The sequence below is a fragment of the Cupriavidus sp. 2TAF22 genome (assembly GCF_052115045.1).
Taxonomy (GTDB): domain Bacteria; phylum Pseudomonadota; class Gammaproteobacteria; order Burkholderiales; family Burkholderiaceae; genus Cupriavidus.
In genome coordinates, this window is sequence record NZ_JBFRFX010000027.1 from 31,472 (window position 1) to 45,486 (window position 14,015).

Annotated in this window: 13 protein-coding genes; 11 read left to right on the forward strand and 2 right to left on the reverse strand. The window is 60.1% G+C overall.

Annotation, left to right across the window (positions count from 1 at the left end; translation table 11 throughout):
• Positions 1 to 64 precede the first annotated feature (64 nt).
• Entirely contained in the window at positions 65 to 739 is a 675-nt protein-coding gene (locus AB4Z48_RS27715; RefSeq protein WP_441619903.1) for an RraA family protein, read from the forward strand.
• Between the two features lie 202 nt (positions 740 to 941).
• On the opposite strand, the gene AB4Z48_RS27720 is transcribed toward AB4Z48_RS27715, so the two are convergent.
• The gene (locus AB4Z48_RS27720) at positions 942 to 1,856 is read right to left on the reverse strand and encodes a LysR substrate-binding domain-containing protein (protein WP_441619905.1); all 915 of its coding nucleotides are present in this window, start codon (positions 1,854 to 1,856) and stop codon (positions 942 to 944) included.
• Positions 1,857 to 1,991: 135 nt separating this feature from the next.
• Between AB4Z48_RS27720 and AB4Z48_RS27725 the strand changes: the two genes are divergently transcribed.
• The 7 genes from AB4Z48_RS27725 (at position 1,992) to AB4Z48_RS27755 (ending at position 10,148) form a co-directional block, all read left to right on the forward strand.
• Positions 1,992 to 2,375: a VOC family protein gene (locus AB4Z48_RS27725; RefSeq protein ID WP_441619907.1), complete on the forward strand. Its 384-nt coding sequence runs from the start codon at positions 1,992 to 1,994 to the stop codon at positions 2,373 to 2,375.
• On the forward strand, positions 2,372 to 3,307 hold the full coding sequence (locus tag AB4Z48_RS27730; protein WP_441619909.1) for an NAD(P)-dependent oxidoreductase: 936 nt from the start codon (positions 2,372 to 2,374) through the stop codon (positions 3,305 to 3,307). Before AB4Z48_RS27725 ends, AB4Z48_RS27730 begins: the two co-directional genes overlap by 4 nt.
• Complete coding sequence (locus tag AB4Z48_RS27735) at positions 3,300 to 4,994, forward strand: IlvD/Edd family dehydratase (RefSeq protein WP_441619911.1); 1,695 nt, start codon at positions 3,300 to 3,302, stop codon at positions 4,992 to 4,994. Before AB4Z48_RS27730 ends, AB4Z48_RS27735 begins: the two co-directional genes overlap by 8 nt.
• Positions 4,995 to 5,026: 32 nt before the next feature.
• Positions 5,027 to 6,367, forward strand: coding sequence for an NAD(P)H-dependent oxidoreductase (locus AB4Z48_RS27740; RefSeq protein WP_441619913.1), 1,341 nt, complete (start codon positions 5,027 to 5,029; stop codon positions 6,365 to 6,367).
• A gap of 66 nt (positions 6,368 to 6,433) precedes the next feature.
• Entirely contained in the window at positions 6,434 to 7,402 is a 969-nt protein-coding gene (locus AB4Z48_RS27745; RefSeq protein ID WP_441619915.1) for a Bug family tripartite tricarboxylate transporter substrate binding protein, read from the forward strand.
• A 420-nt stretch (positions 7,403 to 7,822) separates the two neighbouring features.
• Positions 7,823 to 8,830 carry a tripartite tricarboxylate transporter substrate-binding protein gene (locus AB4Z48_RS27750; RefSeq protein WP_441619917.1) on the forward strand — a complete coding sequence of 336 codons (1,008 nt, stop codon included), beginning with the start codon at positions 7,823 to 7,825 and terminating at the stop codon, positions 8,828 to 8,830.
• A gap of 355 nt (positions 8,831 to 9,185) precedes the next feature.
• Positions 9,186 to 10,148 carry a Bug family tripartite tricarboxylate transporter substrate binding protein gene (locus tag AB4Z48_RS27755; protein ID WP_441619919.1) on the forward strand — a complete coding sequence of 321 codons (963 nt, stop codon included), beginning with the start codon at positions 9,186 to 9,188 and terminating at the stop codon, positions 10,146 to 10,148.
• A gap of 19 nt (positions 10,149 to 10,167) precedes the next feature.
• Here AB4Z48_RS27755 and AB4Z48_RS27760 read toward each other — a convergent pair whose 3' ends face one another.
• A complete protein-coding gene (locus AB4Z48_RS27760; protein WP_441619921.1) occupies positions 10,168 to 11,097 on the reverse strand; it encodes a LysR family transcriptional regulator in 930 nt (309 codons plus the stop codon).
• Between the two features lie 125 nt (positions 11,098 to 11,222).
• On the opposite strand from AB4Z48_RS27760, the gene AB4Z48_RS27765 reads away from it, so the two are divergent.
• Genes AB4Z48_RS27765 through AB4Z48_RS27775 form a run of 3 tightly spaced genes read left to right on the forward strand, consistent with a single transcriptional unit; the run spans position 11,223 to position 13,861 of the window.
• Positions 11,223 to 11,756 carry a phosphonopyruvate decarboxylase gene (locus AB4Z48_RS27765; RefSeq protein ID WP_441619923.1) on the forward strand — a complete coding sequence of 178 codons (534 nt, stop codon included), beginning with the start codon at positions 11,223 to 11,225 and terminating at the stop codon, positions 11,754 to 11,756.
• Between the two features lie 2 nt (positions 11,757 to 11,758).
• Positions 11,759 to 12,355 (forward strand): thiamine pyrophosphate-dependent enzyme, encoded by a 597-nt coding sequence (locus AB4Z48_RS27770; RefSeq protein WP_441619925.1) that lies wholly within the window; start codon positions 11,759 to 11,761, stop codon positions 12,353 to 12,355.
• A 36-nt stretch (positions 12,356 to 12,391) separates the two neighbouring features.
• On the forward strand, positions 12,392 to 13,861 hold the full coding sequence (locus tag AB4Z48_RS27775) for an aldehyde dehydrogenase (RefSeq protein WP_441619927.1): 1,470 nt from the start codon (positions 12,392 to 12,394) through the stop codon (positions 13,859 to 13,861).
• Positions 13,862 to 14,015: the final 154 nt, after the last annotated feature.

Here is a 14,015-nt window from a genome sequence, read left to right on the forward strand (position 1 = left end):
TTTGGAATTTACAGAAGTGAGGCGTTGCCGGAGAGTTCGCACATCACCGCGACCTTTCCAGGAGATGCCAGTGGCAACGTCCAACCTAGTAATCAATCCCGTTCCAGACCTCGCGCCTGCCGAAGTTATCGAGGCTTTCCGGAACGTGGTCACGCCGCACATCAGCGACAACCTGCAGCGGTTGTCCGGCGTAACAGGCCTGAAGCGATACAACCGCAGCCGCAAGCTTGTCGGTACGGCCATCACGGTAAAGGCTCGACCGGGTGACAATCTCCTGATTTACAAGGCCTTGATGGAGTTGCAACCCGGCCACGTTCTGGTTGTCGACGGCGGCGGTGATTGTACGAACGCCCTTGTGGGCGAGCTCATCATGCAATACGCGGCGGCGCGGGGCTGCGCCGGCTTTGTCCTGGACGGCGCCATCCGCGACACGGCCGCGTTCCATGACGCAGATTTCCCGTGTTACGCGAGGGGTGTCAGCCATCGAGGGCCCTACAAGATGGGACCGGGGTCCATGAACGCGCCAGTGACGATTGGGGGCCAGATTGTCTCTCCAGGCGACGTCGTTGTTGGAGATGAGGATGGCGTAGTCTCATTCCCGGTGTCTCAGGCAAGCGCTCTGCTGGATGCAGTCGCCCTCACCGCGAAGAACGAGCGGAAAATCATGGCAGAAATCGCGGGCGGCGTGAGGGAGCAGGAGTGGCTTCGCAAGGTGCTTGAGCCTCACGGCCTGTACTGATTTAGCGGTGAAGAAAGGGAGCTGTTCAGTTCGCCTCCCGAGCTCTCGACAATCAGGGCGCTTCCATGGCACCTGGAGACCGTCGCCTCATTGTCCAGTGCTTTCAGTATCCCTAGGTTGCCTGTTCGTCGGCCCCCAAATGCTTCGCAATGGGGGCCTCTTGCCACCGTACCAGAGGGGCGCCGGGCAGGTGCGGGGGCACTTAATCTGGCGACTTGCTTAGATGCTCGACCAGGAGTGCGGCCGAGCCGGAAGGCGCGCGGGCAGCGCTCGTGGCGATCAGAAGGCGTCTTTCTGCCCAGGCATCCTCGAGCCAAATGGCTTTCAAGCCCATAGGCTCCAGCTTCCGGAAGCAAACTCCGAGCGGCAGTACACCAATGCCCAGATTCGAGGCAATCATTTCCGACATCGCGTCGAAGCTGCGCACCTGGACTCGCAGCCGCAAAGGGAAGCCGATGTCGTGGGCGGCGCTGGAAATTGTGTTCAGCAATGAGCTTCCGCGATTCAGGCCGACAAAGTCATACGACAGGCAACTCCGGAAGTCGACTTTGTCGACTGCTGCCAGGGGGTGGGTCTTGGAGCAAAGGACGACCAGACGGTCCGTCCGATACGGAAGCACGTTCAGCCCGTGTGTCGGCGCGCCCTCGACGAATATTCCCACGTCGGCCAATCCTTCTACCAAGGCGCGAACGATGTCTCCACTAAGCTGCTCTTCCACCTCGACGCGGGTGTCCGGGTAGAGATGGAGAAAGCTTTCCAACGCGGAAGGCAGAAATTCGACCAAGGCAGACATGTTTGCCCATAGCCGGACGTGTCCCCGCGACCCGCTCGAATATTCGCTTAGCTCATTGCTAAACAGCTCGAACCCTTGGAACAGTCGCATCGCATGCTGGAGAGCGACATGTCCGGCCGGCGTCAGGCGTATCCCGTGCACCGTTCTCTCCATGAGAACGGCCTTGGACGCCGCTTCGAAATCGGAAATGCGGCGGCTCGCAGCCGAGAGCGCCAAATTGCACCGCTCAGCCCCCTTCGTGATGCTGCCGGTCTGAGCTACGGCGCAGAAGAGACGCAATGTGACGAAATCGACGCGGGCGGGGTTGATGAAGTCCTGTGACATGGACACATCCTAGCAAGAAAGCGCACATGCATCCTTCGCAAAACGCGAAGGATGCATGTGAAATTAGGAATTCCGCCCAATCGCCCAGCGCGCATACATTCGCTTCATTCGCGGAATTGCAAGAAGGAGACTCCCGTGATTCACCATTTGGACCATCTCGTACTGACCACGAGCAACGAGCAGGCATGCGTAGACTTCTACGTTGGCCTGCTGGGAATGACACTCGAGACATTCGGAGAAGGCCGCAAAGCCTTCAAGTTCGGCGAGCAGAAAATCAATCTGCATGTGAGGGGCAAGGAATTCGAGCCGAAGGCCCATCTTCCCGTGCCTGGCGCGCTGGACCTCTGCTTTATCGCGGCGATTGCGCTGGATGAAGTCATCGCGCAACTGAATGCCCGCGGCGCTCACATCATCGAAGGGCCAGTGGCCCGCACCGGGGCCAACTACCGCATTCGCTCGATCTACCTGCGCGACCCCGACCTCAATTTGATTGAAATCTCCGAGAGGGCCGACGCATGACTGGCGCAAAGTCCGACCGCACTATCGTTGGCTTCGTTGGCCTTGGCCAGATGGGCAAGCCAATGGCGCTGAACCTTATTCATGCCGACACGGACCTGCTGGTCGCGTCGAAGCTGCAAGACGCCTATCCGGAATTGCGGGCGGCGGGAGCTACGACGACTGAAGACCTCGCCGGATTGACCGACGCGCATATCGTGTTCCTGAGCCTGCCAGGCACGGCATCAGTACTCGATGTGCTGTTCGGCGAGGGCGGTTTGGCATCGCTGCTTCGCCCGGGGTCTATCGTCGTCGATACCAGCACCATGGAGCACGGTGCCACGATGGACATCCATGCTCGTCTTTCGGCTGCCGGCATCGCGTTCCTGGATGCGCCGGTGTCGGGTATGCAATCGCGCGCGGAAGCAGGAACGCTGACTGTCATGTGCGGCGGCGCCGAAGAGACATTCGAAACGGTCAGGCCGTGGCTCGAACGTATGGGCAACAACATTCTGTACATGGGTGACGCAGGCAGCGGACAGCTGACGAAACTCGTCAATCAGTTGCTGTTTGATATCAACTGTGCCGCGCTCGCAGAGATCCTGCCCATGTCGCGAAAGATGGGACTTGACCCGGAGAAGATTGCATCAGTCATCAACAGCGGCACGGGGCGCAGCTACGCCTCGGAATTCTTCCTGCCGCGCATCCTGGCACGCCACTTCAGCGACGGCTATCCGCTCAAGGCCGCCTACAAGGACCTGGTTAGCGCCGCCGAGCTTGGTGCGCGCCACTGCATCCCCATGCCGGTCCTTGCTGCCGCGACCGCGACCTATCAAATAAGCCTTCTGGCCGGCCACGGTACCAGCGACAAGGGCGCAATGACCCGATTCTTTGAAGACATGCTGGCCGTGCAGTTCGGCGCCGCAGCACCCCACATGGAGAACCAACATGGCTGAACCGCTTGGCCTCGACAATGGACTGACGAACTACGGTGACCGTGACTTCGCGCGTTACCTGCGCCGCTCGATGGCGCACTCGATGGGCATTTCTGGAGAGCTGCTCTCGCGACCCGTAATCGGCATCGCAGCTTCCCCTAGCGATTTCAACAACTGCCACCGCTACATGCCGCAACTGGTGGAAGCGGTTTCGCGTGGGGTGCTGGCCGCGGGCGGCCTTCCGCGCATGTTCCCCACTGTTTCTCTGGGCGAAGTGTTCCTTAACCCGACGAGCATGGTCTACCGCAACCTGATGTCGATGGACGTCGAGGAAATGGTACGGGCGCAGCCGATGGACGCTGTCGTGCTGATTGGCGGTTGCGACAAAACTGTACCCGCCCAGCTGATGGGCGCTGCATCTGCAAATCGTCCCGCAATTCAACTGGTCACCGGGCCGATGTCCACGGGCCGACACAAGGGTGAGCGACTGGGCGCGTGCACCGATTGCCGCCGCTTCTGGGGCAAGTTCCGCGCCGGAGAAATTGACCAGGGCGAAATCCAGATGGTGGAAACGCGACTGGCCACCACGGCGGGCACCTGCGCTGTGATGGGCACCGCCAGCACGATGGCCTGCATTGCAGAAGCCCTGGGCATGTCATTGCCCGGTACGGCGGCGATTCCTGCTGTCGACTCGCAGCGACTGGTAGCCGCGGAAGAGAGCGGCAGAGCGGCGGTGCGACTGGCGCACTCTCCCATTCTGCCTTCCCAGATCATGACCGGGCAGTCGGTCGAGAACGCATTCCGGGTGCTGATGGCGCTGGGCGGTTCGACCAACGCAATCATTCACCTGACCGCCGTTGCGGGGCGACTCGGCATCCGCATCAGCCCGCAACGCCTGAACGAGATTTCGGATGAGACACCAGTGCTGGTGGACCTTAAGCCCGTGGGTGAGGGCTATATGGAGGACTTCCACGCGGCCGGTGGTATGGGGGCGGTGCTCCGGGAGCTGCGCCCCTTGCTGAACCTGGACTGCCTCACGATTGACGGCAGCACACTTCGCGAGCGCCTCGATGAACCCGCCGGATGGATTGACCGAAAGGTCATTCGGTCGTTCGACCAGCCGGTAAGCAATGTCGGCGGGCTGATTGCGTTACATGGCAGCCTTGCACCCGATGGTGCAATCTTCAAGCGGGCCGCCGCCACGCCCTCCCTGTTCGAGACCGAAGGACGCGCAGTTGTCTTCGAAAGTCTGGAAGACTTGGCGGACCGAATCGATTCGCCCGACCTCGATGTCAACGCCAACGACATCCTCGTGCTGAAGAACGCCGGCCCACTGGCCGCGGGGATGCCGGAAGCCGGCTACCTTCCCATTCCCTCGAAGCTCGCGAAGGCTGGCGTGAAGGACATGGTGCGTATCTCGGATGCACGTATGAGCGGAACCGCCTACGGAACCATCGTGCTGCACGTATCGCCTGAGGCAGCGGCAGGAGGCCCGCTGGAAGCGGTACGCAACGGCGACCGGATTCGCTTGTCGGTGTCTCAAAAGAGCATCGACCTGCTGGTCGAGCCGGAAGAAATCGCACGCCGTCTTGCCGAGCGCAAGCCACTGCCTCGGAAGCGCGGCGGATATCAGGAGCTCTATCAGCGTACCGTCATGCAAGCCCCCGAAGGCTGCGACCTGGACTTCCTCGCCCAGTCCCGTATCTGACGCATTTCGTTTCCACCTCACTGGATTGGACCATGAATTTCTATCCTCAGTTGCTCGCGCGTGCCGAGCAAGGCAAGCCCGTGCGCGTTGGCCTCATTGGCGCAGGCAAGTTTGGCTCGATGTACCTGGCGCAGGTGCCTCGCACACCTGGCGTGCACATGGTTGGCATTGCTGACCTTGTGCCGGCAAACGCCCACGCCAGCCTTGAACGCGTGGGCTGGGAGCCCGGTCGCGCCAAGGCGGCATCGCTCGACGACGCGGTTCGCACAGGCTCGACGCATGTCGGAGACGATTGGGAGGCGCTTGTCGCGCACCCCGGTGTCGACATCATCATTGAATGTACGGGTAACCCGATTGCTGCCGTCGACCACTGTCTTGCCGCGTTCAAGCACGGCAAGCACGTCATCAATGTCACGGTCGAAGCCGATGCATTCTGCGGCCCGCTGCTGGCTCATCGTGCCCGCGAGGCTGGCGTGGTGTACTCCTTGGCCTATGGCGACCAACCGGGCCTGGCTTGCGAGCTGGTCGATTGGGCTCGCACGTGCGGGTTCCCTATCATCGCAGCGGGGCGAGGCCACAAGTGGCTGCCCAAGTTCCGCGAATCGACGCCCGATACGGTCTGGGACCACTGGGGCGTGACGGCCGAGCAGGCTCGCGTCGGCGGCATGAACCCGAAGATGTTCAATGCCTTCCTCGATGGTTCCAAGCCGGCTATCGAAAGCACTGCCATTGCAAATGCCACCGGTCTTCAGGTGCAGGCCGAAGGTATCACCTTCGCGCCGGCGTCCGTCGAGAAGATTCCCACCGTCATGCGTCTCAAGTCCGACGGCGGCGTGTTGTCGGCCAAGGGTGTGGTCGATGTGGTGTCGTCGCTGAACCCCGACGGTACCTCTGTGGGCTACGACATCCGCAAGGGTGTGTGGGTCTGCGTTGAGGCACCGACTGAGTACATTCGCCGCTGCTTCAAGGAGTACCAGGTCTTCACTGACCCCGACGGGCAGTGCATGGTGCAGTACAAGAAATGGCACCTCATCGGCCTGGAACTGGGCATCTCCGTGGCAAGCGTCGGGCTCCGCGGCGAACCGACTGGCGTGGCACAGCACTTCAATGCGGACGTCGTCGCAACCGCAAAGCGGGACTTGAAGGCAGGGGAAATGCTTGATGGCGAAGGCGGCTACACGGTGTTTGGCAAGCTCTTCCCAGCGAAGGAGTCGCTCCGTGTTGGCAGTCTGCCTCTGGGTCTCGCCCATAACCTGAAGCTGCGTCGCGATGTCTCCAAGGACCAGTCCCTCACTTGGGAGGACGTGGTCATCGACGCAGAGCAACCGGCCTACCGTGTTCGTAAAGAGATGGAAGCACTGTTCCGGAAGTAACGGAAAACCGGTGACAAGGCCGGGATGGCAAGGCCTTCCCGGCATATATATCAAGGAGACAGAAAAATGAAATGGAGCGTTAAAGCCGCTGTGACGGCGCTCGTACTTGTGTCCGCATGGCCGGTGCTGGCAGCAGACGCCTATCCCAGCAAGCCTGTCACGATGGTTGTCCCGAGCGCACCCGCCGGGTCGACCGATATAGTCGCGCGGCTCATCGGCGAGCAGCTGACCAAGGACCTGGGGCAGCCTATCGTGATTGAAAACCGGCCTGGTGCCAGTGGAAACATTGGCACAGAAGCTGTCGCACGAGCCAAGCCGGATGGCTACACGCTCCTGATGCAATATTCTGGCTATCACGTGGGCAATCCGGCGCTGTTTCCCCAAGCGCGCTGGAAACCCAAGGACTTCGTATCTGTGGCCCTGGTGATGCGTGCCCCGCATGTCGTCGCTGTCAGCGGCAAGATTCCGGCTCAGAACTTGCGCGACCTGATTGCCTTTGGCAAGAAGAACAATCGAGGCTTGTTCTTTGCGTCATCGGGCAACGGCTCCATCCAGCATATCGCGGGCGTCATGTTCGGCAATCAAGCGCAGGTCCCGGTAACCCACGTCCCGTACAAGGGTGCCGGCCCGGTGGTGAGCGACCTCATTGGCGGCCAGGTCGACATGTTCGTGACGACACCGCCGTCGGTAATCGGTCAGGTCAAGGCCGGGAAAATCAAGGCACTGGCTTACACGGGGCCCAAGCGCCATCCTTCGATGCCTGATGTCCCGACAACTGCCGAAGCGGGCCTGCCAAGCTACAACGTGGAGTCCTGGTTTGCGGTATTCGCGCCGGCGGGCACTCCGCCCGACATCGTCAAGAAGCTCTCCGCATCGATCCAGAAGATCGCGGAAAGCCCGGAGTACAAAAAGAAGATCGAGGAGCAGGGTGGCTTTGCTGCCTACATGGATCCTCCGACCCTGGATAAATTCGTGACCCAGGAACTCGCCACTTGGGCGAAGGTGATCAAGGACGGAAATATCACCGCCGAATAATACCGTGATACCTATCCGCCCTCTGTGCAATGCAGAGTTGGCTGATGGGTATTGTCCGACGAGGTTCAACGAGCGGAAAGCACTCTGCTGCGTGACCGGTTGTGGCAGCGGTCAGATCAACACGGCGAAATCTCTTTGGGACGGCGTTCCCTTCGACGGACTAGTCTTCGCGTGCCCCGCGTGCTGTCTCGCTCGCGCCTCATCTCCACGCGGCATTCGTGCCCAGGCTGAACTGCGGGATAGCATCTGTGCGGCGTCTACGGGATGAGCTCCAGTCAAGGAGTCGTGGCCGGCGTTCGCCCGAGCCGTATGGCCCATTCAGAAAATCCGGATTCTCCCCGTGCCTGTTCTCCGGCAACCTTGCCACTACCGAGGAAATAGGCAGGCCTGTAGCCTGCCAAGACGATATTGGAGACTGACATGATTTGCAGAACCGGAGTAAAGCGCCTTTGCCTTGGCGCCAAGTGGCTGGTCATGGGGGTAGTGGGGTTCGGGATTTCCTCGGGAGTGATGGCCGAAAATGCGTTCCCGTCAAAACCCATCACCCTCGTCGTGCCGTTTTCGGCCGGTGGTCCGACGGATGTGGTTTCCAGGGCGCTTGGTCAGGCCATGTCCAAGGACCTGGGGCAAAGCGTCATCGTGGAGAACCGCCTGGGCGCCGGCGGAACGGTGGCGGCTGCATATGTCGCTCGAGCACAGCCGGACGGCTACACCATCCTGATTCACCACAATGGGATGGCGACCGCGCCGGCGTTGTATAAGAAGCTTTCGTACGACCCGCTAAGGGACTTTGCGTACATCGGGCAAGTTGCCGATGTGCCAATGACGCTTCTCGGGCGTAAGGACCTTCCGCCCACAACGGCTGCTGACCTGGTCAAGTTCGTGACCCAGAACAAGGACAAGGTCTCTCTGGCCAACGCCGGTCTGGGTGCAGTCTCGCAACTGTGTGGGCTCCTGTTCGAGGAGGCCGTGAATGCGAAGATGAACTCGATTCCTTATCAGGGTACGGGGCCGGCACTTACTGCATTGCTGGGCGGTCAGGTCGACCTGCTGTGTGACCAGACGACCTCGACGCTGTCGCACATCAACGCCAACCGGCTCAAAGTTTATGGGGTCACCACGGCGAAGCGAATCAAGGCGCTTCCCAATACGCCGACCCTGCAAGAGGGTGGTCTCAAGGGTTTCGAGATGAAAGTGTGGCACGGGCTGTACGCTCCCAAGGGTACCCCGCCGGCAGTGACAGCACGTATCACGAAGGCTCTGCAGAAGGCGCTGCAGGACCCGATGGTCTCCAAACGACTCGATGAGCTTGGTGCCGAGATTGTTCCGGTAGACAAGCAAACTCCGGAGGGGCTGAAGACTTGGCTTAAGGCGGAAAGCGACAAGTGGCAACCGTTGTTGAAGACGATGAAGGTAGAGGCGGACTAAGACGCTCGCTTGCGTGGATGGCCCAGTACCACGGCCATGCGCGTCGGAGCTAGTGAAACCCGTGACGACGAAAACGCCGGCATTGYGAATGCAAGCCGGCGTTTTCGCGTTTTTGCCCCGCGCCAAGCGCGCATTCAGAACATCCTAGGACGACCCAGGGTTACGTCGGCCCGGCGCGTCGCCGCCTGTGCCAAAGGATGCGGGGTTGTCCCAGTGATTTCCGGGCGCAGCCAAAACATCCACTGATGGCAGCAGCATTATTTTCTATTTCACCATGCGCCTCCGTACTAGATACCATCGATGCAACGGGTATCGATGCACACACCACCCGACCAAATAATTACCTGGAAGAGACATGAAACGCTTGCTGGTTCAAGTGGGGATTGGTGCGCTCGTAACCTTTGGCGCTCAAGCGCAGCCGGCATACCCGGACCATCCGATTCGCATGGTTGTGGGTTTTGCCGCCGGTGGAAGCACGGACCTGGTGGCCCGCATTGTGGGCAACAAGCTGGGCGCCATACTGGGCCAATCTGTCGTCGTGGAGAACAAGGCGGGGGCGGGAGGCACTATCGCCACTGACGCCGTGGCCAAAAGCAAGGCCGACGGTTACACGCTGCTTTTTGGCACTAGTTCCCATGCCATCAACACTTCCTTGTACAAGACTCTGCCGTATGAGCCCAACGCGGTAGTGCCAGTTGCGCTGGTGGCAGCCGTGCCGATGGTTCTCGCCGTGAATCCGTCCGTCAAGGCAGACACGGCCAGGGAACTGGTCGACGACATCAAAAAGAATCCTGGGAAGTACAGCTACGGTTCGGCAGGAAAGGGTAGTGCGCTGCATATGGCGGTGGAGTTGCTCAAGTACCAAGAGCATCTAGACATTGTCCACGCGCCATTTCGAGGCGCAAGCCAGGCAGTTCAGTCTGTGATTTCCGGCGATCTCCAGTTCATCACTGATGCGGTTACTACCGCAGGACCGATGATCAAGGCCGGGCGCCTGAAGCCTCTTGCCGTGACGACGGGCACACGCTCCAGTGTGCTGCCGAATGTGCCGACGATGAAGGAGGCTGGCTTTCCAAACTACGAGACATCCATCTGGAACATGGTGATGGTGCCTCGAGGCACGCCGGCCCCTGTCGTGCAGAAGTTGAGCGCTGCGTTGTTGCAGACGGTCAAAGACCCGGAAGTCCGCGAGCGGCTAGCCAAGATTGGAGTTGAGCCCATCTTGGACTCCACACCCGACAAAGCCGCCAGGTTCGTTCAGGCCGAGACGCAACGATGGGCAGACGTTATCAAGGCAGGAAACATCCAGCCGGACTAACGGTCGCCAATGCATGCCGCTACGGGCCTACCCACTCGGCGCCTGGCCAAGCTCCATCAAGCACCAGCCGTTTGGCCAGGGTCACCAGTTCCGCCGAAACAAAGCTCGCGGCTGGGGACATTCGACGCGTAGCCGCATGTGCCAGCACGATTCGCCGGGAGAGGTTGGGGGAGGTAATTGGTGCAGCCGCCAAGATGCCTTTCTCCAGCTCTTCGGATACCGCCGAGCTGGGCAGAACCGTGTACCCAAAGCCCTTTGCAACCAGAGATTTCTGGACAGCCAGGGAATTGGTCTCGACCGCGATAGTGGGTTTGATTCCTGCGACAGCGCATGCATGCTCGACCACTGTGCGAAGACCGTGTGGCGCGTTTGGTAGCACCAGCGGAAGGTCTCGAAGGCTCTCGATGGTGTGCGCATCACCTTGTGGAACAGTGCCAGGCAGGCCGACCAGATAGAGCTGTTCGTCGAGCAGCGCCTCTACTTGCAGGCCAGGGGAAGCCTTGATGTCGTACAAGAGCGCTATCTCAACGTCGCCTGCCTCAAGCCACTGCAGGAGGTTGCCTGCGTAGCCCACATTGAGCCGGACAACGAGTTGCGGATGCTTGCCTTTCACGGTTGCGACAAGTTCTGCTGCCAGTAACTCACACGTGCTCGGCAGCAGACCGATGGCGGCTGTGCCTGAAATCGCCCCTTTCACTGGCTGAATCTCAGCCTTGGCCCGGTCCAGTTCGCGCAACGCGCGCCGGCCGTACTCAACCAATGTCTTACCGGCCTCCGTGAGGACCATTCCATGCCGCTCGCGCTCAAAAAGCTCTACACCGAACTCCTCCTCAAGCAGCCTGACATGTCGGGAAACGGCAGGTTGAACGATGCGAAGGAGTTCGGCGGCCTTGGTAGCGCTCCCGGTCTCGGCGATGGCCAGCAGTGCACGCAGTTGTTTGATGTCCATGTATCTCCGACGGCACGTTTTGACTATCCAAATTACTGATTGGAGGAATCAAATTATTGTATTTCATAAAGCCTTCCAGTCAATTATATGATAGCCGAAGTCATTCCCCACCGAGACAATCTCCCATGACCAATCCAAATTCCGAGCCCCTAGCCTGGCAAGAAGATATCTTTCAAGTCCTCAAGCAAAACGGGGTTCGCCAGGTTGCTTACGTGCCGGACGCCGGCCATTCTCATGTCATCAAACGGGCCAAAGAGGACCCCGAAATCCGCGACGTTGTTCTTACCACCGAAGAAGAAGGTGTCGGTGTTGTCAGCGGCGCATGGCTGGGTGGCGAGCGCGCGGTCCTGCTAATGCAGAGCAGTGGTGTTGGCAACTGCGTGAATATGTTCTCGCTGCTGGATAGTTGCCGCTTCCCGTTCTTCACCATCGTCACCATGCGCGGCGAGTACGCCGAGTTCAATCCGTGGCAAGCGCCAATGGGCTTGGCCACCGCCAAGGCGCTTGAGCTGATGGGCATCACGGTGTATCGCGTGGACGCGCCGGAAGATGCCGCAGAACTCATCGACGCGGGACTGGTCTCCGCATTCGACGCGGGACAACGCGTCGCCATTCTTCTCTCTCAAAGCCTCATCGGCCGCAAAAAGTGGGTGCGCTGAACATGACTACCTCGACCTCCAAGTCGGCGATTAACCGCCGCGAATTCGTTGCCGCCCTGCTGAGGCAGTTTCCCGATGCACTCGTCGTGACGGGTCTCGGCTCCCCTTCGTACGACGTTTTTGCGGCCGGGGACCGTCCTTCCAATTTTTATCTTTGGGGCGCCATGGGCGGGTCTACCTCGGTTGCGCTCGGGCTGGCCCTGGCACAACCGGAAAAGCAGGTCATTGCCATTACAGGCGATGGCGAGCAGCTGATGGGTATTGGCAGTCTCGCCACTGCCGCAGCTCAAAACCCCAGGAACCTGGCAGTTGTGATTCTTGACAACGGTCACTTCGGTGAGACCGGCATGCAGCAAAGCCATACCAGCCTGGGCACCAACCTCGCAAAGGTGGCAGCCGGATGCGGTGTGCGCTCGACGCTCGAAGTCTCCGAGATTGCGGAACTGGAGAAGCTGACGCAGGCAATCAAGAATGCGGATGGCATGACCGTGGCCCAGGTGTACATCGCCGCGGAAGAGCATCAGCGCGCTCTGCCCCCGCGCGACGGTGTCTTCGTCAAGAACCGCTTCCGTCAGCACCTGGGATTCGCGCCGCTCTAGCTCTAGTCTTCTAACCTATCCGGACAGCATTGCGCCATGAAGCAGTATCAAATGTTCATCGACGGGACCTTCGCGAATGCGAGCGATGGTCGTTGGTTCGAAACCCAGAATCCCTTCACCGGGAAAGCCTGGGCCCAGGTCGCTCGCGGCACGGAGGCGGACGTCGACCGCGCGGTCAACGCAGCCGATAATGCGTTCCGCGCTGGCCCGTGGGCAGAAATGACAGCCACCCAGCGTGGCGCTTTGCTGCGGAAGCTAGGAGACCTTATCGCCAGGGATGCCGAGCAGCTGGCTGAGTTTGAAGTGCGGGACAACGGCAAGTTGCTCGCTGAGATGAGCGCGCAGGTCAAGTATCTGCCGCAGTGGTTCTACTATTTCGGCGGCCTTGCCGACAAAATCGAGGGAACAGTCGTTCCGCTCGACAAGAAGGGCTACTTCAACTACACGCGGAATGAGCCCGTGGGGGTCGTGGCCGCCATTACACCGTGGAACTCCCCGCTAATGCTGTTGGCGTGGAAAATCGCGCCGGCGCTGGCCTCCGGGTGCACGGTAGTCGTAAAGCCGTCCGAATTCACTTCGGTCTCTGCTTTGGAATTGGCTCTGCTCTTCCAGGAAGCCGGCTTCCCGGCGGGGGTGTTCAATGTGGTGACGGGTTTCGGAGCCGAGGTTGGGTCGCCGCTTGTCACGCATCCACTTGTCAAGAAGGTGACGTTCACAGGCTCCGACGCCACCGGCCGCGCGATCAATCAGCAATGCGCGGCACAGTTTAAGCACGTGAGTCTGGAGTTGGGCGGCAAATCACCCAACATCGTGTTCAACGATGCAAGCATGGAGGATGCAGTTAACGGCGCTGTCTCGGGAATCTTCGCGGCCAGCGGACAAACCTGCATCGCAGGCTCGCGTCTGCTCCTGCAGGAGGATATCCACGACGAGTTCGTCGGGAAGCTCGTCGCGTTGGCGAAGACGGCAAAGCTTGGCAATCCAATGAACGCGTCGACGCAAGTTGGCCCCATCACGACGCCGGCGCAGTACGAAAAGGTTCTCGCCTATATCAAGATTGCAGCCGACGAGGGTGCAGACCTTGTGCTCGGCGGCCACCCTGCCTCTTGCGGCGATGGCTGGTTCGTCGAGCCCACCATCTTCTCCAATGTGACGCCGCAGATGCGCATCGCTCGCGAGGAAGTGTTTGGTCCGGTACTTTCGATTCTGAAATTCAAGGACGAAGACGACGCTGTCAGGATTGCCAACGACAGTTGCTACGGGCTTGGAGCCGGCGTGTGGACTTCAGATATCGGCAGGGCGTTCCGGATGGCGGAAAGGATTCAGGCTGGCACCGTGTGGGTGAATACCTATCGCGCCGTCAGCTTCATGTCCCCCTTTGGCGGCTACAAGGACTCGGGTCTGGGGCGTGAGAACGGAATTGATGCCATCCGCGCGTACCTCCAGACAAAGAGCGTGTGGATTAACACAGGCGCCCGTTCAGGGAATCCGTTCACTATTCGTTGAGTCGTGGCCTGCGCGGATGCTTGCGCCGCGCAGCGCCCGTATTTCCGGCGGTTGATAAGCTGCCTTCGGCTGCACCAGGGCGAATAGGTGCCGCGGCGCCTGCCAAAGAACGTGATGACAAAAAGCGGAATCTCACTGGATTTCGCTTCCACTG

What these genes read in the sequence shown, in the direction of transcription:
- AB4Z48_RS27750 (WP_441619917.1), top strand. Translation starts at nt 7,823, where the DNA reads ATGATTTGCAGAACCGGAGTAAAGCGCCTTTGCCTTGGCGCCAAGTGG.
- AB4Z48_RS27740 (WP_441619913.1), top strand. Translation starts at nt 5,027, where the DNA reads ATGAATTTCTATCCTCAGTTGCTCGCGCGTGCCGAGCAAGGCAAGCCC.
- AB4Z48_RS27760 (WP_441619921.1), bottom strand. Translation starts at nt 11,097, where the DNA reads ATGGACATCAAACAACTGCGTGCACTGCTGGCCATCGCCGAGACCGGG.
- AB4Z48_RS27720 (WP_441619905.1), bottom strand. Translation starts at nt 1,856, where the DNA reads ATGTCACAGGACTTCATCAACCCCGCCCGCGTCGATTTCGTCACATTG.
- AB4Z48_RS27765 (WP_441619923.1), top strand. Translation starts at nt 11,223, where the DNA reads ATGACCAATCCAAATTCCGAGCCCCTAGCCTGGCAAGAAGATATCTTT.
- AB4Z48_RS27775 (WP_441619927.1), top strand. Translation starts at nt 12,392, where the DNA reads ATGAAGCAGTATCAAATGTTCATCGACGGGACCTTCGCGAATGCGAGC.
- AB4Z48_RS27730 (WP_441619909.1), top strand. Translation starts at nt 2,372, where the DNA reads ATGACTGGCGCAAAGTCCGACCGCACTATCGTTGGCTTCGTTGGCCTT.
- AB4Z48_RS27770 (WP_441619925.1), top strand. Translation starts at nt 11,759, where the DNA reads ATGACTACCTCGACCTCCAAGTCGGCGATTAACCGCCGCGAATTCGTT.
- AB4Z48_RS27745 (WP_441619915.1), top strand. Translation starts at nt 6,434, where the DNA reads ATGAAATGGAGCGTTAAAGCCGCTGTGACGGCGCTCGTACTTGTGTCC.
- AB4Z48_RS27755 (WP_441619919.1), top strand. Translation starts at nt 9,186, where the DNA reads ATGAAACGCTTGCTGGTTCAAGTGGGGATTGGTGCGCTCGTAACCTTT.
- AB4Z48_RS27715 (WP_441619903.1), top strand. Translation starts at nt 65, where the DNA reads ATGCCAGTGGCAACGTCCAACCTAGTAATCAATCCCGTTCCAGACCTC.
- AB4Z48_RS27735 (WP_441619911.1), top strand. Translation starts at nt 3,300, where the DNA reads ATGGCTGAACCGCTTGGCCTCGACAATGGACTGACGAACTACGGTGAC.